Genomic DNA, 19,320 nt, shown 5'->3' on the forward strand with positions numbered 1-19,320 from the left:
CTGAACTGCTGATGATTGATGTCAGCCACTGATCCACGCGCACAGCAGTGGCCAGCCTTAATGGCCCGGGCGCAGGCGGGCGACAAAGCTGCCTATAACCAGTTACTGAAAGCGATGGTTCCGGCCATCCGGGCACTTGTGTGCAGAAAAATCCGTGACGAGGTGCTGGTCGAGGATGTGATTCAGGAAACGCTGCTGGCTATCCATCGTGTACGACATACCTACGAGCCGCAGCGCCCGATACTTCCCTGGGTTGCCGCCATCACGTCTGCCCGAACTGTTGATGCATTGCGGCAACACGGTCGTCGTCAGGAAGTTCAGGACGATGAGGAGCTTGAACGACAGCCTGCTGAAAGCGCAGAGTCCGCCTGGGATACAGATATCCTTTCCGGGTATCTGGACACCCTTCCGCTGCGCCAGCGGGAGATCGTCGAATCGGTGCATCTGCGCGAACAGAGTCTTGCGCAGACAGCGGCTGAAACTCATCAGTCTCTCTCTGCGGTCAAATCCCTGTTGCATCGCGCAATGGTCAATCTTCGAAAATATGGACGGGGTCATCATGAGAAATCATGACCAGTTAATTAATCACCTCAGCGCGTCTGCGCAGCCGGTGCAGCGCATCTGGCCTGTTACATGGCGCGTTGCGGGCTGGATCGCGCTTGCCCTGCCTTGTGGGGCGCTGAGCAGCTGGGCGTTTCATACCCGTCTGACTGACTGGTCTCAGCCTGGCGCGTTGTTTGCGCTGGTTGCCGTGATGCTGTCGCTCGTTATCGCGGGCAGCACGCTGGCGGCCGCTTTTACGCTAAGTATTGCAGGACGAAAACCGATCAACCTGCGCTGGCCACTGCTGATGGCCGTTTTGTGGCTGGGGCTGAATCTGATCAATATGTCATCTGAATCCCCGCCTGCGGGCGGGAACCGGTTTGGTGAAGGGATACACTGTTATCTGTTTATGCTGTCGGCCAGCGTGCCGATGATGCTGTTGTCGGTGATTGCCCTGCAGCGCACCCGTTCACTCTATCCTTCGCGCAGCCTGGCGTTGAGCGGTTGCGGCAGCGCGTTTACTTCATCAATGCTGCTGTCGCTGTGTCATGACACCCATCTGCATATCGTTGATTTCTCCATGCATCTGGCTGCAGGCATTACTATTGTGGCGCTGACGGTGCTGGCCGGACGCCGCTGGATTCGGCTGGGAGAGTAATGACTTTGTTAATATTCTGTTTGCTCAGGCATTTATTGGCGGCTGTGCCATGAGTCCCGAGGCCGGGCTGACCGGTTTTAACCGCACGATGTATCGTGGCGAAATGGCGTGAAATCTCAACGCGGGTCGTGGAAGAAAAGCTTGATAAATAATGGCATGAGGCGTTTGAGGCTGAAGAGATAGGTGTGAACCTGCGCAATAGTCAGCATGGAATAAACCCGCTCCTGCGAGCGCGCGACAGAGGTCAGCGAACACCAAATAGGAGCGAGCCTGATTCAGATTACAAATGTGCCGCGAACCACGCCGTCTGCACCTTAATCACTGACGCGAAGTGCTGACCGCTGTAAATATCGTAATGGCGGGCCTCTTCGGCCACAAAGAGCTGCTTATCCGTTGCGGCTACCGCATCAAACAGCGCACGTCCTTGTTCCGGCGGGTTCACGCTATCCTGACCAGCGACCACGACCAGTGTCGGACAGGTGACCTTCGCGGCATTGATCGCGGGTTTGTAGAGCAGCGTTTCCCGTACGGTTAAAAACGGGATTTTGATGTCCATTTTCGGGTGCTGATAACGGTTCTCCTCGAAGAACGCCTTTGACTCATCATCGTTCAGGACGCGAGTAATGGCCACAAACATCTCTTTGCCGCTGGTCTGCCGCTTTTGATCCATCTTCTCCAGCGTAGCAATAAAGCCCGCCTTCTCTGTCACGTCCAGTTGCCCGGTGACAATCTCTTCCCCGTCCGCAAAGGCGAGCTGGCTGACAACACATTTTACATCCGGGTTGTTCGCTGCCGCGCCAAAGAGGTGACATCCGCCAAAAGAGGTGCCCCATAAACCTATTCTGCTCGGGTCCAGCGCCGGTTGTTGTTTTGCCCACGCGATAACCGAGAGGATGTCCGCGATCTGCATCGCAGGCACCAGACGGCCCCGCTCGCCTTCGCTGTCACCAAATCCGCGATAATCAAAGGTCACGGTAGCGAAACCTGCCTGGGTAAATGCCTGTGCGAACGCAGGCAATAAGATCTCCCGGATACCGCAGAAGCCGTGACACAGAATAATCACCGGGGATTTAGTGGCCGCTGCAGGCTGACGCAGCGTCAGCACGATGCCTTCTGGCAGTGTGTGGGTGGATAACGCCATCGTGGGTCATACTCCTTGCTGAGGTTGAAGATCATAAAATTCAGCAAGCACCCTTTCACATCTCCACCGTTTTTACTTCGATCCAGATCAGACGGGCGACACTTTCCGTCTGAGTGGTCGACAAATCAGCACCCGATGCTGCCAAATCGCAGGCTTTGGCGTAGGCTGAAAGCGGGCGTGTTTAACAAAACAGGAGATCACGATGCAGAATGAAATGACAGCACAATGCCACTGTGGCGCGGTGGCGTACCGGGTGACGCTGAAGGATGGATTTAACACGGTGCGCCGCTGCAACTGCTCGTTTTGCCGGATGCGCGGCGCGGTGGTGGTGTTTGCAACAAAGGTTGAGCTGACGCAGGGTGAAGCGCAGCTAACCGAATATCGCTTTAACAGCAAAGAGGTGGGGCACTACTTCTGCTCCGTATGTGGTATCTATACTTTTCATCAGAGCCGCTCTCAGCCCGATCAGTTTGGGGTCAATGTCGCCTGTCTGCAGGGTGTTTCACCGTTTGATTTCACCGATGTGCCCGTCTCCGATGGCATCAATCACCCAAAAGATGGCGGCAAAGGCGGTGTAGCCGGTCATCTGGTCTACACCCCCACCCAATCCTGAATAACCGCGGACTGAACTACTGCCGGGTGGGCTTGCCACTGAAGCGGGTAATCGGCTTCTCCTCTTCACGGTCGATCTGTTGTGAGAAGACTTCCAGCGCAGCGAAGATCGGCCGCAGTCCGCGCCACAGATCCTCATCATTGAGTAACCGGATGATGCCACGTATGCCCGGCGCGACTTTTTCCTGCCGCGCCTCATCCCGCGCCGGCTTAACGGCCATCGCAGCATCACGCACCGCCAGCAGCAGATGACTAAAATGCTCCGGCGGTACGCTGCCCAGTGTCATCATCAGCAACGAAAGATTCTGAAGCGCATTCTGGGTGCCGGGCTGATTAAGGCCTGATACCAGAATTTTCCCTACTTCGTTATTCGACTTAACCAGATCGTTCGCCAGCCGCAGAAAGCCGTGCTGGTGGAGATTTTCGATCAGCTCATCCATTGCCTCCCGCGCAGTCGGCTCGGTGCGTGTCGGCGGGACCTGATACTTCATCCGTTCTGCCATTAGAATTTCTCCGGTTTTTCGACATGTTCTGGCGGTTCACGATAGCCAGCCTGCTGCCATTTCTGCTCAATCGGCAGGTGATCCAGTGGCGTACGACTGCCGTAGCGAAAGTTATGTAGGGGCATCGGATTAGGCTGCGGACGTCGATCGACGCGTTTCATGTTGACGGCGATCTCTTTGTAAGCAGGCGTATTCACATCGGGATCGTGATGTTCGCCAGTCAGCGCGTTGACGCCATCTTTACCGTGATGAATCGGCATAAACAGCACGTTGCCCGCCACACGTTCCGTGATTACAACCGGCACATCCAGCGATCCGCGCCGCGAGGTAATGCGCACCCACTCTCCTTCATTCAGCGAACGCTCGGCAGCCAGCTCCGGTGAGATCTCAACAAAGGCATTGGGCGACAGCGACATCATGCGGCCACCCTGCCCGGTCTGATTCATCGACTGGAAATGCTCCAGCATCCGGCCATTATTCAGCAGCAGATTGTATTCGGCATCCTCCTGCTCGGCGGGCGGCTGCCAGCTTAGTGGATAGAGGCGCGCTTTGCCATCCGGGAAATTGAACCTCTCGGTGTAGAGACGCGGCGTGCTTTCACCCTCAGCGCTGACGGGCCAGAGCTGCGACTGCCAGCCGATCAGTTGCTCATAGCTGACTCCCGCGAAAATCTCTGCGATGCCTGCTGCTTCTGCCATAATCGCGCCTGGATTCGGGTAATGCCACGGATGACCAAGGCGCGCAGCAAGTTCGGTAAAGATCTGCCAGTCAGGACGACAGTCGCCCAGCGGTTTCATGGCGGGCGAAAAGTGCTGGATGCGCCGCTCGGTATTCACAAACGTGCCCTCTTTTTCCACGCTGGGCGCACCGGGCAGCACGACATCGGCAAATTCGGCGGTGCGTGACATAAAGATGTCCTGAACCACCATAAATTCCAGCTTGCTGAAGGCGGCATGCACCGACGTGGCGTCGGCATCCGCAAAGGCCGTCTCTTCTCCGGTGATGTACATCGCGCGAATTTTACCTTCACCGGCCTGCTGCACCATTTTGAAATTATCTGCACCGGGCTGATCGGAAAGCGCTTCAGGCGAGACGCCCCAGGCACGCGCCCATTTTTCACGTACCGCTGCATCAGTGACTTTTTCATAGCCCGGATAGAGATTGCTCAGGCAGCCGAAGTCACTGGCGCCCTGCACATTGTTGTGTCCACGCATCGGGTAGCCGCCGGTGCCGGGTCGTCCATAGTTGCCGGTGACCAGCAGCAGGTTTGACAGCGCTGTACTGGTGTCAGCCCCATGGCTGTGCTGCGTAATGCCCATCGCCCACAATACGCAGGCGCTACCCGCCTGGCCGATCATTTCCGCTGCCTGAATCAGTTCGGATTCACTCAGTCCACATATCTCACTGGCAAAAGCCAGCGTAAAGGGAGCAAGTGAGCTGCGGTACTCCTCAACCTGATTGACCCGCTGGGCCAGAAAAGCGTCATCCGCATAATCGTGATCGAACATATATTTCGCCATCGCCGAGGCCCAGACAATGTCAGTGCCAGGTCGGATGCGCAGATAGCAGTCCGCCCGCTCCGCCATTTCATGACGGCGGGGATCAACGACCAGCAGTTTCTGACCACGATGTTTGTGGCTTTGTTTGATGTGCGATGCAATCACCGGATGGTTCTCGGAGAGATTGCTGCCGACCAGCACAATCAGAGCGGTCTGTTGTAAATCTTCAATCGTTCCGGCATCGCCACCATAGCCCACCGTGCGGAACAACCCTTCTGTCGCCGGGTTCTGGCAATAGCGGGAGGAGTTATCGACATTGTTAGTGCCGAAGATTAAACGGGCGATTTTCTGAGTAAGATAGGCTTCTTCGTTACTGGCTTTACTGGAACCGATAAAGCCAATCGCATCGCCACCATAATTTCGGGCAATGCCCTGTAAACCTTCGGCAACCCGCTGCAAAGCCTCATCCCAGCTGGCAGGCCGGAACCGGCCATTTTCACGTATCAGGGGCGTCGTCAGACGCGCCGGGCTGTTAACGAAATCCCAGCCGAACTTACCTTTAACGCAGGTAGAGATGCCATTAGCTGGCGCTTCCGCGACCGGTTGAATTTTCAGGATGTGACGATCGCGGGTCCAGATTTCAAAGCTGCAGCCCACCCCACAATAGGTACAGACCGTTTTAGTGCGTTTGATCTCCGACTGGCGCAGCGCGACATCAATGTTGGAGACGCCGGTAATCGGACCCATGCCGATACTGTTTTCCATCGTTTTGACGAAATCGATTAACGGACGCTTCAGTCCCTCATCCATCGCGGTAAACGGACCTGCATCGGGCTGCATGGTTTTTTCCAGCAATGCATTACAGGGGCAAACTGTGACGCAGTGTCCACAGCTGACGCAGCTGGAACCAGCAATTTCGGTTCCGCCATCCCACAGCACGCGCGGATGAGCCTGAGTGTAGTCAATCGACAGCGTCTCATTGACCTCGACATTCTGGCACGCCTCGACACAGCGCCCGCATAAGATGCACTGATCGGGATCGTAGGTGTAAAACGGGTTGGAGTGATCTTTCGCGTATGGCTTGGGCTGATGAGGATAGTACTGAATCGGGATGTGCATATCGGCCACGGCATTATGCAGCGTGCAGTCACCGGTATTGTGCTCACAGACAGTGCAGTAAAGCTCATGGCGGTTGAGCAGCCGATCCATGCCTTCCTGCTGTGCGGCTTTGAGTGCACTGCCTTCACTCTGCACCGCCAGGCCCTCTTCAGTGCGAAGCGTGCAGCCGCGAACCCGCTGGCCATTGGCATCTACCCAACAGACATCGCAGCTTTGCAGCGGCGGCAAGGCTGGGTGATAGCAGACATGAGGTAATTTTTTTCCGTGTGCGTCCAGAAAGTCGATCAGCGGTTGATCAGCTAACCCTTTTAACCGTTCACCATTGAAGAGAATGGTACAGTAATTTTCACTCATATAAGCCTCATGACGACAATGCAAAAAGATTCCGGCTGGAAAAATACCCCTGTATTTAAAGGGTTGCATCACAAGCTTAGTGAGGATTAGCCGCCGCGCCATGGATACCGCTACGCTTATTGAGGTTAATAGCTGACAGGTAAGGTTTTTTTAAATGTAATGACTTCTTACCGCGTGAACTCCGTCGGGTTTTCTGGCACATCATTAATAAATGTGAGCGGGACTTTTTATGGTGCCAGGCGATAGCGGCTCGGTGGTTTAAGTTGCAATGGATAATGAATATATTTGTATGTTGTAACTATATAAAGCGCCAAATCTCCCTTATTTCGAAAAGAGGTGAGATCACCACCAATCTGCACATTTTGCCGTATTCAGGCTGCGGTCATTATTAACCCTGCCCTCATCTGCAGTACCGATTAATACCTGAATTAATTACGCACCGTCACTTCGTTATTGCACATTGGGTTCTGCTGAAAAAAGGTAAACCGGCTTATGGACTATTTTCACCCTTTCAGGGCACTATCCTCCTGGCCGCAAATAAATAACTCATGCATGGCAGGAATATGGCGCTTAAATGACAACGCACGACAATCACAACGAGGATTACTTTACAGCCCCATGACTGGATGCTCATAATTTAATCATATCTATCAGTGATTTATCTTAAATTTAACAGGACGTTATTTATAAGATGATAATGATTACTGTTATGGTAACATCCTGTTAACCCTGCCCGATGTACACTCCTCAGGGCCTCTTTACGCATCATGCTTGATTAAGTCATCATTTAAACTCTGGCTGAAATGAGGTCATTATGAATCCCATCGTATATATAGTTGACGACGACGCGGCAGTGACTTCTGCACTGTGCAATCTGCTCGCCGCCGAGGATTACACGGTTATCTCTTTCTCTTCAGCTGATGATTTCCTGGCTCACGCTTTGACTCCCCTTCCCTGTTGCCTGATTCTGGATATTAATTTGCCCGGCGCAGATGGGTTTGATGCTGCTCAGGCGTTGATCGATCGCGGCTATGCCATTCCCACTATCTTCCTGACCGGCTTCGGAACTATTCCGGTCACGGTGCGGGCGATGAAAACCGGCGCTTACGAGTTTCTGACGAAGCCCGTTGATCCCGAGCGTATTTTGCAGGCGGTTTCGGAAGCGTTACAGATTGCAGAGCAGAATCTGGCCTCTTCTGAAGAGCGGCGTGAGATTGTGCAGCGACATCAGACCCTGACGCCGCGTGAAACCGAGGTGATGATGCTGGCCATTAGCGGCCTGCTGAATAAGCAGATCGCCGCCGAAATGGGCGTCAGTGAAATTACGGCTAAAGTCCACAAGCGCCGCGTCATGGAGAAGATGAATGCGCGCTCGCTAACCGATCTGGTGCGGGCTGCAGAGCGGCTCAATATTGATCATAGCCGACGTCGCTAAGGCGAGGCAGACAAAGGGGCCCGCTCGCTTATCCCAGCGGCAGCGTAAACCAGAAACGGCTGCCCCCTTCCGCCCGATTCTCTGCACCCAGCTCCCCACGATGCTTTTTGATGATCCCTTTACTGATGGTCAGCCCCATGCCCATACCACTTTTTTTCGTGGTATAGAACGACTCAAAGATCTTTTCCCGCACGTCGTCAGCCAGACCACAACCGCTATCCAGCACCTCAAAACGCAGTGTATCGGGCGTCGGATTCTCTGAGGTCAGGCGCAACACTGCCACACGCGGTAAATCGTCTGACATGGCATCGAACGCATTGATCACCAGATTCAGCAGCACCTGCTGAATCTGAACACGGTCACAGAAAATATCAGCCTTAGCGGCCCGCAGTTTCAATTCCAGCGAAATCCCGCGTCGCTCCAGCTCAATCCGGGAAAGCGCCAGAATGTCACGCGCAATCAGATGCAGGTTTTCCGAAGCAAAACTCGATTCATGATTGCGGGTCAGCGCCTGCAGACCACGAATAATCTCCCCGGCACGCTGTCCCTCTTTGATAATTTCATCCAGACCACTTTTGGCATTTTCCAGCATCAGCGGTTCCCGCTTCAGCCAGCGCAGGCTGGCACCTGCATTCGCCACGATCGACATCAACGGCTGGCTGATTTCGTGGGCAATGGATGCGGTCAGCTGCCCGACGGTGGTGGCGCGGGTGACACGCGCCAGATCCGCCTGTGCCATTCGCGCGCTATCCTCCGCCAGACGCTGCGAGGTGATATCGGAAATGGTGCCGAAATACTCTTTTACCTCGGGGAAGTTGTCTACCGGCTCCCCTATACCCTTGATGTAGCGACATTCACCATCCGGCCTGAGCACACGGAACTCAGCCTGCATGCTGCGTCCCTGACTGACGCTTTGCGTTACCAGTTCGCTGATGCATTCATGATCATCAGGATGAACGCGGGTCAGGAAGTCTGCCATCGACAATCCCTTCTGATCTGCTGGCAGGCCCAGAATACGGCCATACTCTTCAGAGACCATCATCATGTCCTCGGTCACTTCCCAGCGCCAGGTCCCGGTATGACTGATCTTCTCGCCAAGCATTAGCGAAGTTTTACTGGCACGCAGCTGTTTCTCAACCCGCCGCCGATGGTTGTTCTCCTCCAGCAGTTCCGCGTAGAGTCGCGCCGTCTCCAGGGAAACCGCCGCCTGCGCACTCAGTGTTTTCACGATATGAGAATGCTCAGCGGTGAAGGCATCGGGCATCAGCCGATTTTCCAGATAGAGCACCCCGACCATGTTGGCCTGTCTGAACATCGGAACACAGAGCACCGCCGCACCTGAGGCGACCAGGTAAGGATCCTGACTGAACGGACTGAACGTCTCTGGTTTGCCAGTGCGAATCTCCTGGCCAGTGCGGATTACCGCTGACAGCACCGATAATGGCAGGTCGGTCGCGTCGGGCCGCTCTTTGACAATCTGCACCCGGACGCCATCGGCCGTGCTTTCCGCCCAGGCCTGCGTCTCTGGCAAATTGCCATCCAGAATGCGGATAAGGCGACAGCGCTGGGCACCGGCCCGCTCCAGCAGCATCCGCATCAGGGTGTGAATCAACCGATCCAGGTTGATCTCTTCCGTCAGGACTCGCACGGCGGTCAGGACACTTTCAAGGTCGTAGAAAGTGGCATCCTGGGTAAACGGAATGGTCGCCAGCGCGCTGTTTTGCAACGGCGCAGCCAGATGCGGATAGTGCTGTTCCAGCTGACGTACCATAGCCTGTGCACCCCAGTTCTCCCAGCTGACCATGGCGGCCTTAATGTAAGCCTCTGCGGCGGTATCCAGCTGCAGGGCTTTACAGCAGCGGCCCGCCAGCTGATTTGCCAGCGCATGAATGTGAAGATAGCCGGCCTGACGGGAAAGACGAATCGCACTTTCATACTGCTTCAGCGCCTCGCCTGTGTCGCCCTTAAGTCGGGCGCACTCGGCCCTCAGCAGGGCATATTTGTCCGCAAACAGACCAGGATTGAGATCAGTCCAGCCGGCAAACTTATCCAGATGAAAGCGTAGCGCGTCGCTGTCAGCCGCTTCTGGCTGATGACTCAGGGACAATGCACTGTAGAAATGTAAATCCATCAGGTAGATATACGCAGGCACCGCATTAATCAATGACTGGATTTCTGTCAGGCAGCGCAGGGCGTCACCGTATTCAGCTGCATAGAAATGGGCCATTCCCCGATACAGCCCCGACCAGAACCGCACCATTGCTTTAGGGCCGGAGAGTAGCCCAGGCTCACTGCCCGCCACCAGCGGCAAAACCTCATCGCGTTCACCCGCTCTGAATCCGTTACTGTTACGCACCTGCATCACCAGTTGCTTTTGCATCAGCAAGACGTTCTCTACATCGGGATAAACCGATTTGCGGGTAAAGGCGAGTCCGCGCTCAATGGAGGTCATCACCGACTCCAGGTGATCGCCTCGTGTCAGCGAATTCATGATCTGGTGCCGCAACGAGAGACAGGCAAAGGAGCGATCGCCGTGCCTTACCGCAACGCGGAAACTTTCACGGGCGCATTCTACGGCGACAGCCAGCGGCTGCGTCCAGATCCCCACCTGATCCAGCGGCAGTAGCGTGCGGGCTTTGTAGCGTATAAAGTCATGCTGCTCCACCAGCTCCCGTGCTACCCGGCCACAGGCATAGCTAAAATGCCAGGCCTGATAGCGTTCGCCCGTCAGTACGCTGAACCAGGCCAGGCCAAACGCAGAAGCACCGGTCATGCCGTGTTCCAGCGTCATCTCCAGCATCCGGCACACCAGAATCAGATGCAGCTGCGGGCAGTCGTAGGCAGAGACAAAAATGGTGCTGGCCATCAGATTAAGCACCGATTCAATTTCAGAATCCGTGTTCAGCGGCAGCCGGGAAAAAGCAGTTTGCGGTGAATCGCCGATACGCGCCCTGAGCGCCAGCCATGCGGCGTCAATTTCCGCGTCACCAGGATCCCGGTTCAGATGCACACCAAAGACCGCCAGCCAGGCCAGCGCCGTTTCCAGCGCAAGATGGTTGTCAGACTGGCGCATGTGAATTTCCGCAGAAAGACAGGCGGCCATCGATTTTTCGCTCAGCGTGCCCGGCTCACCAAGCAGTCGGGTACAGAGCGTTTGTGCTGTAGTGAGATTACCCTGCAGAAACTCGCACTCCGCCTCATCAAAACCGAGCATAAAGTCATTGCCGGTCACCATCCTCAGACTGAGGCGCTGAGCGGTGCGCAGATAGCGCAGCGACGAGAGATAGTCCCCGGCACGTTTCGCCGCCTGCGCCGCGCGCAGACAGAGAGGATAGTAACGCTCGCGGTCTGCGACACTGAGCGGCAGTTCAGCAATCATGCCAATGTGATAAACCGCGCGGAACAGCATCTCACTGTTATCAGCGCGGATAACTGTTGCTGATAGCCATGCTGCTGCCTGCTGGTGAAGATGCTGTTGCTGGCGGAGGTCGGGAAGCAATAACGCCGCGTTGTGCACCCGATCGTGAGTAAACGCATAGTGCACACCCGTCAGAGTGATGAAACGTCCGCTGACAGCCGGTTCAAGCTGCCGCTGGATTAACGTCACAGGCGTCGCGGAGAGATGACTTAACAGCGACAGCTCGCCACTGGCGCCCAGGCAGGCCAGCGATCCCAGCAGTTGTCGGGTGATCTCCGGCATCCGTGCCAGCTGATTTAACACCAGCGTGGCCACATTGTCGGTGTAGTGACGCGCAGTCAGTGCCTGGCTGTCGTAATGCCATTTCGGTGGGTTCTGACGAAAGTTAATCACCCCATCTTCCACCGCCTGCCGAAAGAACTCCTGCATCGAGAGCGGGTTACCACCGGTTTTCTCGAAGAGAATCTGTGCCAGCTCACGATTGCCGCCGGGTCGTGAATGAAGCATTCCCGACAACCAGCGGCCGATGCTTTTAACACTCAGCGGCTGCGGCGTTAGTGACACGACCCGTGGCGCAGCGGCTCTGAGCCGCAGAAGAAACCCGGCAATCATCGGACAAGGCATTGATTCGCCCTCCCGGAAGGCAAGCACCAGCATAAACGGCAGGTGCTCATTGCGGGTTACCAGGTTTTCCAGCAGTTGCAACGTGGCATTGTCAGCCCAGTGAACATCATCAATCAGCATCACCAGCGGACGGCCCGGCGTGGCAAAAGCCTGTATGAGCGCAGAGGCCATCTGATTAAACTGCTCGCGGGCATCCGGCGCATGGCGCACCAGCGGCTGTAAGGTCTGGATATTCAGCAGCTGTTTTAACTCAGGCACCAGCTCAATGGCCAGATCGGTATACCCACCTAGCAGCCGCAACAATCGTCCACGCCATTTGCTGACTTCCAGCGATGACAGTCCCAGCAGATAAAGCGTAACCGTGCGGAAAGCGGAGGCCACTGCGGCATAGGGCGCGCCTGGCGAATGTTGATCGGCTTTGCTGGCGGCAAGGAGAATTTGTCGGTGCTGCAGCGTTTTAAGGGCGGAAGCGATAATAGCCGATTTGCCCGAACCGGGCGCACCGCTCAGCATCACCAGACTCTGCGTTCCCGTGCGGTTGACCGACTCCAGCGTGGTCAGCAACACGCGGGCCTGCGGATGCTGAGTGAACAGTGTCTCGGCCCGAAAGCTGGTGCTGAACCGCTCCTGCAGACCAGGCGTAAACGGTGCAATGGTGTTCTCTGTTGTCAGCGTCGCCTGGCAACGTCGCAGATCGGCCATCAGTCCCTGTACGCTCTGATAGCCGTCAGCGGGTGACTTTGCCATCAGACGCAGCAGAATCATCGAAAGCATCGGCGGCACATCTTCTCTGACCTGATCGGCGGGTCGCGGGGCAGTGGCAATGTGATGATGAATCCACTCCGCTTCACCTGCATCAGGCGAGCCAAACGGCAGCTTGCCAGTGAGGTATTCATACAACACCACACCCAGACTGTAGAGATCGCTCAGGCTACTGACTGGATGTGGCGTGCGCCCGGTATGCTCAGGAGACATATACGCCAGCGTGCCGCCTGAGGCGCGCAGGTTGTTTTTTTCTGCTGACTGCGCCGCCAGCGAGGCGAGTCCAAATCCGCCCAGCCGGAACCGGCCATCGTCAGTGATGAAAAAATGGCCCGGCTTGATATCTCCATGCACGATGCCCTGATGATGCGCCTGACCCAGCGTGTAGCAAAGCTGCAACGCGACCTGCAGGAAGTCGGCGATTTTATCAGGCGGTGTCGCGAGATTGTTAGCCAGGGTTCGAAAAGGAAACGTGGGGTATATCAACGCATAACGGTTGAGATAACGGGTAGAGCCGGTGGCGGTGATGGCCCAGCGAGGGGAAAGATAAGCGGCCAGCGCACGCTCATTTTTGAGCTGCTGCGTCGCCTGAAACGTGACGTCGTCACTGTTAGCGGTGGCGATAATCACTGACTCACCCGTGTGACGGCGCGCCAGCATCCAGAGCAGACAGCCCTGCTGCGCCAGCGGCATCAGCGTGTCACAATCTTCGATCGCGATCCCTGCGTCGTCATTCTCATTGAAATTAATCGAAAGGATGCTCATCAGCGCACATCTTCCTGAGATAACTGGCCATGTATCAGTGTCAGCAGATTATCAACATCAATTGGCTTGCGCAAAAAAGTGACGGCACCCAATGCAATGGCGTACCACAAGGTAGTTTCTTCGGGATCGGCCGAAATAAAAATCACTGGCGGTAAAACGGGTCGTTGCTTCAGGATTGTGTACAGCTCAAAACCAGACATGCCTTTGAGTCCAACATCAATAATCAGCATGCCCGCCTCAGAAAGCGCATCATCATCGCTCAGCAGCGCCTCACCGGACTCAAATAATCGGGTTGAATAGCCGTCTGAATGCAACAGATTGCTCAGTCCACTGCGGACCGCGCGTTCATCATCAACAATGACAATACGCTGAGAGAGCGCCATGCAGGTTTCCTCTGGAACGCCTCACTGTGCGGCATGCGAGGACTTAGGGGGTATGATCACCGTCGGGTGGCGGCGTCCCACTGATTTTTGGCACACACTCATGGCGGAACCACTTCAGCGTCACCGGCTGTCGACGGATCAGACGTTTAGCCAGCGGAATTAACTGTTCGCCCACCAGCATGCCAAACAGCCCCACCAGGGCAATAATCGGCGGTGCCGGGGAGTTGACGTCAATCAGGGTATAGATTACCCCGGCGAGCAGGCCCACCGCGAGTGATATTATGTAGGATTTCAACATGTTCAGCTTATCCGGATTAAGATGAAACGGATGTCGCATCGGGTTGTTCCAGGGCGGTTGACGGCTTTTCAGCGGGTGTGACCGCATGCACCAGTGCACCACCCAGCAGCATTCCCAGCAGACCCACCAGCGCAATCGCGGGCGGGGCCGGTGAACGCACCTTAAGCAGACCATAAAGCAGGCCTATCGACACCCCGGCAGCCAGGGAAACAAGTAACGGATTCATGACCAGCTCCTGTTGTGCCTCGCTGCTGACTGGCAACAGCTGCCAGTCAGCAGGACGCCGCTTAGCGGACCGGTGCGTGAACCGGTGCCAGGGTACGATGTTCACTTTTCTGACGTGAAGGTGCTTTGTGTACCATCGTATAGGCGTAATCCACACCGATGCCGTAGGCACCTGAATGCTCTTTGGCGATGTTCATCACCGCATCGTAAGTGTCACGATTGGCCCAGTCACGCTGCCATTCCAGCATCACCTGCTGCCAGGTCACCGGCACAACTCCCGCCTGAATCATGCGCTGCATGGCGTAGTCGTGTGCTTCCTTAGTTGTGCCGCCTGATGCATCCGCCACCATATAGATCTCGTAGCCGCCTTCCAGCATTGCGCAGAGCGCAAAGCTGTTGTTGCACACTTCGGTCCAGAGACCTGACACCACGATTTTTTTCTTGCCGTTGGCCGCCAGCGCATCACGCACCTTCTGGTCATCCCAGGAGTTCATTGAGCTGCGTTCCAGAATATCAAGGCCCGGGAACACGTCCAGCAGCTCCGGATAGGTGTGACCCGAGAAGCTTTCTGTTTCAACGGTTGTGATGATGGTGGGGATATTGAAGACTTTCGCCGCCTTCGCCAGCGCAACGGTGTTGTTTTTCAGCACCTGGCGGTCAATAGATTGCACGCCAAAGGCCATCTGCGGCTGCTGGTCGATGAAGATAATCTGGCTGTTATGTGGCGTGAGGACTTCAAGTTTAGCGTTGGACATGCGTTCACCCATAGAGGTTATGTACCGAATTTTCCGCCAACTGGCGCGGAGCAAAATGACGGTCAGTGCAGGTTTATCGCGCTGCTGCTGGCTGTCTGGTCGTAGTGTAGGGCGACGTGCAACTGCAAACTATTATCTCTGCGTATAACTATACGAAGGTATAGGTATCCCTCTGTATAACTAGACGACCCATTAGCCCGCTCACCATAATCCGGCGTATTCGTGCCCTGTTGTCTGCGGCACTTCCTGTCCCGCGCTGAGTGGGACAACCCCGTTGAGGAGCATCTATGGTTACGCTGGGTAAAGCAGAACTGATACTGACCCATGGCAAATTTCATACCGTCGACCGCAGTAATCCGGTGGCAGAAGCGGTTGCGATTCGCGATGGCAAGTTCGTTGCGGTAGGCACGCTGGCAGAGGCGATGGCGTTTCACTGCGACGGCACCAAAGTGGTCGATCTTAAGGGCCACACCGCCGTGCCGGGTTTGAACGATTCACACCTGCATTTGATTCGCGGGGGACTGAACTACAACCTTGAACTGCGCTGGGAAGGTGTTCCATCGGTTGCCGATGCGCTGCGGATGCTGAAAGAGCAGGCGCTGCGTACGCCATCACCGCAGTGGGTTCGCGTAGTGGGAGGCTGGACCGAGTTTCAGTTTGCCGAGCGCCGGATGCCGACGCTGGATGAGATTAACGAAGCGGCACCCGACACGCCGGTCTTCGTTCTGCACCTCTATGACCGCGCCCTGCTCAATCGCGCCGCACTAAAAGTGGTTGGCTACACCAAAGAGACGCCAAACCCGCCGGGTGGTGAAATCCAGCGCGACAGCAATGGCAATCCCACTGGCCTGTTAATTGCCCGTCCCAATGCAATGATCCTTTACGCCACGCTGGCGAAAGGACCGAAACTGCCGCTGGAACAGCAGGTCAATTCCACCCGTCAGTTTATGCGCGAGCTGAATCGTCTGGGCCTGACCAGCGCCATTGATGCGGGCGGCGGCTTCCAGAACTACCCCGAAGATTACGAAGTGATCGCGGAACTGCATCAGAAAAAACAGATGACGCTGCGTATCGCCTACAACCTCTTCACGCAGCGTCCGGGTCATGAACTGGAAGACTTTGAGAAGTGGACGGACATGCTGACGCCAGGTCAGGGCAGCGACTATTTCCGTCACAACGGCGCAGGCGAAATGCTGGTGTTTTCTGCAGCTGACTTTGAAGATTTCCTGGAGCCGCGTCCGGACTTAGCACCCGGCATGGAAGATGAGCTGGAGCGCGTCGTGCGCCACCTGGTTGAGCATCGCTGGCCTTTCCGTCTGCATGCGACCTATGACGAGTCGATTAGCCGGATGCTGGATGTGTTCGAAAAAGTGAACCGGGATATTCCGTTCAATGGTCTGCACTGGTTCTTTGACCATGCGGAAACTATCACTCAGCGCAATATCGATCGTATCAAAGAGCTGGGCGGCGGCATTGCCGTGCAGCATCGTATGGCGTTCCAGGGTGAATATTTTGCTGAGCGTTATGGCATTGAAGCCACTCGCCATACTCCGCCGGTTCAGAAAATGCTGGAGACCGGCGTGCCGGTCGGCCTGGGCACCGATGCGACCCGCGTGGCCAGCTACAACCCCTGGACCGCACTCTACTGGCTGGTTTCTGGCCGCACCGTAGGCGGCATGCAGATGTACGATGTCAGTGCCCGCCTTGATCGCGAAACGGCGCTGATGCTCTGGACACAGGGCAGCGCCTGGTTCTCCAGCGAGCAGGGCAAAAAAGGCCAGCTTAAGATCGGACAGCTGGCGGACCTGGCGGTGCTGAGCAAAGACTTTTTCAGCGTGTCTGAAGAGGAGATCAAAGGCATTGAGTCGGTGCTGACCGTGGTGGATGGCAATATCGTCTATGCCGCCGGATCGTTCAGCGCGGATGCACCGCCTGCTATTCCGGTCCTGCCGGAGTGGTCACCGGTGGTGAATGTGCCGGGTCACTATCGTAGTGCCCCACCGGTTGCGCAGAGCCGGGCAGGCATGATGCCCGCCGTCCACCACTGCAGCGGCCCGTGCGGTGTTCATCGTCACTCGCATGAGATCGCCCGTGGATCCAGCGTACCCGTCGCCGAAGATAACGCCTTCTGGGGCGCGCTCGGCTGCAGCTGCTTCGCGTTTTAATCATGAATAACGCTATCACGCTTTCGCCCCGCATCAACGCGGGGCTGTTCTTCCTGCGCCTGACCGGCGGCCTGCTGCTGTTAAAGGTGCATGGGCTGCCGAAAATTCTGCACTTCAGCGAAGAACTGACACGCATCGAAGATCCCTTCGGGCTGGGACCGATGATGAGCCTGTTACCGGCCATAGTGGCGGAGGTCATCTGCCCGATTTTTATCATTACCGGCTGGGGAACCCGGATTGCCTGCCTGCCGATCATCGCGGTACTGCTGGTCGCCATGCTGGTGGTTCATCCTGGCTGGTCACTGGCGGAAGGTCAGTTCGGCTGGCTGCTGCTCATTATCTTTACCACGCTGGCGCTGACCGGGCCAGGCGGCTGGCGCATTGGCGCGGCAAAACATCAGGGGGTCCGTCATGGCACAGGTTAATGATATCCACCAGCTGGAGCAGGAGCAGCCCGAGGTGCGGCCCGCTTCGGAGGTTTCGCCGTTACAGCCACTGCGCCAGCCGGTGTTCCGCATGCTGTGGATCGCCACCGTAGTCTCCAATATCGGTTCATGGATGAACGATGTCGGCGTGAACTGGACCATGCTGACGCTGAGTGCCGATCCCCTGGCCGTGGCGCTGGTGCAGGCAGCCAGCAGCCTGCCGATGTTTCTGTTCGCACTGCCTTCCGGCGTCATGGCAGATATCGTTGACCGCCGTAAGTATTTGCTGTTTTCTCAGCTGTGGACCTTTACCGCCGCCGCCGGGCTGACCGTACTGGCCTGGACCGGCCATGTGACACCCGACGTGCTGCTGGCCGCTGCCTTTTTACTGAGCGCAGGTGCCGCCATGAGTTCGCCGCCCTTCCAGGCGATCGTGCCGGATCTGGTAACCAAACCGGAACTCGGGCCTGCCATTGCTCTTAACTCACTGGGCATTAATATCAGTCGCGCCATCGGACCGGCCCTGGGTGGCCTGATCCTGTCGTTCGCCGGCCCCTGGATGGTCTTCCTGCTTAATGCGCTATCCGTGCTGGGTGTCACCTGGGTGCTCTGGCGCTGGAAAGCGGAGCCGAGCGTGCAGCGCCTTCCGCCCGAACACTTCTTCCCGGCGGTACGGGCGGGTTTGCGCTACGTTCACGCGGCACCGGTCTTACGTAACGTGCTGGTGCGAACCTTCTCGTTTTTCCTGTTTGGCAGCGCGGGCTGGGCATTGCTGCCGCTGGTAGCGCGCCGTGAGCTGGGCCTCGGCCCTGGCGGCTACGGTGTCATGCTGGCCTGCATCGGGGTTGGCGCGATTACCGGCGCGGTGCTGCTGCCGCGTCTGCGTCGTCACCTCAGCTCCGATCGCCTGATGGTGCTCGCCAGTCTCCTCTTCGCCCTGACCATGCTGGCGCTGGCCTATGTGCGGCACGTCTGGCTGCTGAATGCGTTTGAGTTCTTTACCGGATTCGCCTGGATTGCGGTGCTGTCGACCCTGAATCTTGGCGCGCAGCGCAGTGCCGCGAAATGGGTGAAAGCGCGTGCGCTGGCGGTCTATCTGACCGTGTTCTTTGGCTCGATGACCGCAGGCAGTGCCCTCTGGGGACAGCTCGCCTCACACTTCGGCATTCCGCTGTCGCTCTGCATCGCCGCGCTGGGCATGGTGCTCGCCAGCACTACCGTCTGGCGCTGGCGGCTCGATCAGGATCCCGATCTTAATCTCGATATGATCGGCGATGGCGTTAATGCCCCTGCGCTGGATATCCGACATGAACGTGGACCGGTAATGGTGAATTACGAATACCGGATTAATATTGATGATGCACATGCCTTTACCGTCTGCATGCAGGATATGCGGCGGGTAAGGCGTCGTGGTGGCGCCATCAACTGGTCACTTTATGAAGATATCCTGCAGCCCGGCATTTTCGTTGAGACGTTTGTGGTCGGCTCCTGGGTCGAACATCTGCGTCAGAAAGAGCGCTACACCATCAACGACAAAAAGATAGAGCGGCGGGTTTTCGCTTTTCATCAGGGTGAAAACTCTCCCGAGGTTCGTTATCTGGTGGCGCCAGTGTGACTGGCTTCACCTTCTTATCAT

At 56.4% G+C, this 19,320-nt stretch carries 15 protein-coding genes; 7 read left to right on the forward strand and 8 right to left on the reverse strand.

What is annotated here, in order from left to right; all coding sequences use genetic code 11:
• Positions 1 to 18: 18 nt before the first annotated feature.
• Together HZZ01_RS14740 and HZZ01_RS14745 are read left to right on the forward strand one after the other, a co-directional pair.
• Positions 19 to 573: a sigma-70 family RNA polymerase sigma factor gene (locus HZZ01_RS14740; protein ID WP_179898339.1), complete on the forward strand. Its 555-nt coding sequence runs from the start codon at positions 19 to 21 to the stop codon at positions 571 to 573.
• The gene (locus HZZ01_RS14745; protein WP_179898340.1) at positions 560 to 1,201 is read left to right on the forward strand and encodes an NrsF family protein; all 642 of its coding nucleotides are present in this window, start codon (positions 560 to 562) and stop codon (positions 1,199 to 1,201) included. The genes HZZ01_RS14740 and HZZ01_RS14745 overlap by 14 nt, the downstream gene beginning before the upstream one ends.
• Positions 1,202 to 1,481: 280 nt before the next feature.
• Here HZZ01_RS14745 and HZZ01_RS14750 read toward each other — a convergent pair whose 3' ends face one another.
• Entirely contained in the window at positions 1,482 to 2,342 is an 861-nt protein-coding gene (locus HZZ01_RS14750; protein WP_179898341.1) for an alpha/beta hydrolase, read from the reverse strand.
• Positions 2,343 to 2,544: 202 nt separating this feature from the next.
• On the opposite strand from HZZ01_RS14750, the gene HZZ01_RS14755 reads away from it, so the two are divergent.
• Entirely contained in the window at positions 2,545 to 2,955 is a 411-nt protein-coding gene (locus HZZ01_RS14755; protein WP_179898342.1) for a GFA family protein, read from the forward strand.
• A 16-nt stretch (positions 2,956 to 2,971) separates the two neighbouring features.
• On the opposite strand, the gene HZZ01_RS14760 is transcribed toward HZZ01_RS14755, so the two are convergent.
• Positions 2,972 to 3,457 (reverse strand): DUF1641 domain-containing protein, encoded by a 486-nt coding sequence (locus HZZ01_RS14760; RefSeq protein WP_179898343.1) that lies wholly within the window; start codon positions 3,455 to 3,457, stop codon positions 2,972 to 2,974.
• Positions 3,457 to 6,429: a formate dehydrogenase subunit alpha gene (fdhF, locus tag HZZ01_RS14765; protein WP_179898344.1), complete on the reverse strand. Its 2,973-nt coding sequence runs from the start codon at positions 6,427 to 6,429 to the stop codon at positions 3,457 to 3,459. The genes HZZ01_RS14760 and fdhF overlap by 1 nt, the downstream gene beginning before the upstream one ends.
• Before the next feature lie 814 nt (positions 6,430 to 7,243).
• On the opposite strand from fdhF, the gene HZZ01_RS14770 reads away from it, so the two are divergent.
• Positions 7,244 to 7,864, forward strand: a complete 621-nt coding sequence (locus tag HZZ01_RS14770; protein ID WP_179898345.1) for a response regulator transcription factor — start codon at positions 7,244 to 7,246, stop codon at positions 7,862 to 7,864.
• 28 nt (positions 7,865 to 7,892) lie between these two features.
• On the opposite strand, the gene HZZ01_RS14775 is transcribed toward HZZ01_RS14770, so the two are convergent.
• From HZZ01_RS14775 to HZZ01_RS14795, 5 genes are all read right to left on the reverse strand, one after another.
• Positions 7,893 to 13,433, reverse strand: coding sequence for an AAA family ATPase (locus tag HZZ01_RS14775; protein WP_179898346.1), 5,541 nt, complete (start codon positions 13,431 to 13,433; stop codon positions 7,893 to 7,895).
• Entirely contained in the window at positions 13,433 to 13,816 is a 384-nt protein-coding gene (locus HZZ01_RS14780; protein ID WP_179898347.1) for a response regulator transcription factor, read from the reverse strand. Before HZZ01_RS14780 ends, HZZ01_RS14775 begins: the two co-directional genes overlap by 1 nt.
• 43 nt (positions 13,817 to 13,859) lie before the next feature.
• Positions 13,860 to 14,114, reverse strand: a complete 255-nt coding sequence (locus tag HZZ01_RS14785) for a XapX domain-containing protein (RefSeq protein WP_179898393.1) — start codon at positions 14,112 to 14,114, stop codon at positions 13,860 to 13,862.
• A 16-nt stretch (positions 14,115 to 14,130) separates the two neighbouring features.
• On the reverse strand, positions 14,131 to 14,340 hold the full coding sequence (locus HZZ01_RS14790; RefSeq protein ID WP_179898348.1) for a XapX domain-containing protein: 210 nt from the start codon (positions 14,338 to 14,340) through the stop codon (positions 14,131 to 14,133).
• Positions 14,341 to 14,401: 61 nt separating this feature from the next.
• Positions 14,402 to 15,094 carry a hydrolase gene (locus tag HZZ01_RS14795; protein ID WP_179898349.1) on the reverse strand — a complete coding sequence of 231 codons (693 nt, stop codon included), beginning with the start codon at positions 15,092 to 15,094 and terminating at the stop codon, positions 14,402 to 14,404.
• Positions 15,095 to 15,381: 287 nt separating this feature from the next.
• Between HZZ01_RS14795 and HZZ01_RS14800 the strand changes: the two genes are divergently transcribed.
• From HZZ01_RS14800 to HZZ01_RS14810, 3 genes are read left to right on the forward strand one after another with little or no spacing between them, the layout of a single operon-like run.
• Entirely contained in the window at positions 15,382 to 17,259 is a 1,878-nt protein-coding gene (locus tag HZZ01_RS14800) for an amidohydrolase (RefSeq protein WP_179898350.1), read from the forward strand.
• Positions 17,260 to 17,261: 2 nt separating this feature from the next.
• Positions 17,262 to 17,684 carry a DoxX family protein gene (locus HZZ01_RS14805; RefSeq protein WP_179898351.1) on the forward strand — a complete coding sequence of 141 codons (423 nt, stop codon included), beginning with the start codon at positions 17,262 to 17,264 and terminating at the stop codon, positions 17,682 to 17,684.
• Complete coding sequence (locus HZZ01_RS14810; RefSeq protein WP_179898352.1) at positions 17,671 to 19,299, forward strand: MFS transporter; 1,629 nt, start codon at positions 17,671 to 17,673, stop codon at positions 19,297 to 19,299. Before HZZ01_RS14805 ends, HZZ01_RS14810 begins: the two co-directional genes overlap by 14 nt.
• Positions 19,300 to 19,320: the final 21 nt, after the last annotated feature.

Origin of the sequence: Pantoea sp. WMus005, assembly GCF_013415305.1 — a bacterium.
GTDB lineage: Bacteria > Pseudomonadota > Gammaproteobacteria > Enterobacterales > Enterobacteriaceae > Pantoea > Pantoea rara.

Bases quoted from the DNA above. Each gene is read 5' to 3' on its own strand.
- HZZ01_RS14740 (WP_179898339.1), top strand. From the start codon at position 19: ATGTCAGCCACTGATCCACGCGCACAGCAGTGGCCAGCCTTAATGGCC.
- HZZ01_RS14745 (WP_179898340.1), top strand. From the start codon at position 560: ATGAGAAATCATGACCAGTTAATTAATCACCTCAGCGCGTCTGCGCAG.
- HZZ01_RS14750 (WP_179898341.1), bottom strand. From the start codon at position 2,342: ATGGCGTTATCCACCCACACACTGCCAGAAGGCATCGTGCTGACGCTG.
- HZZ01_RS14755 (WP_179898342.1), top strand. From the start codon at position 2,545: ATGCAGAATGAAATGACAGCACAATGCCACTGTGGCGCGGTGGCGTAC.
- HZZ01_RS14760 (WP_179898343.1), bottom strand. From the start codon at position 3,457: ATGGCAGAACGGATGAAGTATCAGGTCCCGCCGACACGCACCGAGCCG.
- fdhF (WP_179898344.1), bottom strand. From the start codon at position 6,429: ATGAGTGAAAATTACTGTACCATTCTCTTCAATGGTGAACGGTTAAAA.
- HZZ01_RS14770 (WP_179898345.1), top strand. From the start codon at position 7,244: ATGAATCCCATCGTATATATAGTTGACGACGACGCGGCAGTGACTTCT.
- HZZ01_RS14775 (WP_179898346.1), bottom strand. From the start codon at position 13,433: ATGAGCATCCTTTCGATTAATTTCAATGAGAATGACGACGCAGGGATC.
- HZZ01_RS14780 (WP_179898347.1), bottom strand. From the start codon at position 13,816: ATGGCGCTCTCTCAGCGTATTGTCATTGTTGATGATGAACGCGCGGTC.
- HZZ01_RS14785 (WP_179898393.1), bottom strand. From the start codon at position 14,114: ATGTTGAAATCCTACATAATATCACTCGCGGTGGGCCTGCTCGCCGGG.
- HZZ01_RS14790 (WP_179898348.1), bottom strand. From the start codon at position 14,340: ATGAATCCGTTACTTGTTTCCCTGGCTGCCGGGGTGTCGATAGGCCTG.
- HZZ01_RS14795 (WP_179898349.1), bottom strand. From the start codon at position 15,094: ATGTCCAACGCTAAACTTGAAGTCCTCACGCCACATAACAGCCAGATT.
- HZZ01_RS14800 (WP_179898350.1), top strand. From the start codon at position 15,382: ATGGTTACGCTGGGTAAAGCAGAACTGATACTGACCCATGGCAAATTT.
- HZZ01_RS14805 (WP_179898351.1), top strand. From the start codon at position 17,262: ATGAATAACGCTATCACGCTTTCGCCCCGCATCAACGCGGGGCTGTTC.
- HZZ01_RS14810 (WP_179898352.1), top strand. From the start codon at position 17,671: ATGGCACAGGTTAATGATATCCACCAGCTGGAGCAGGAGCAGCCCGAG.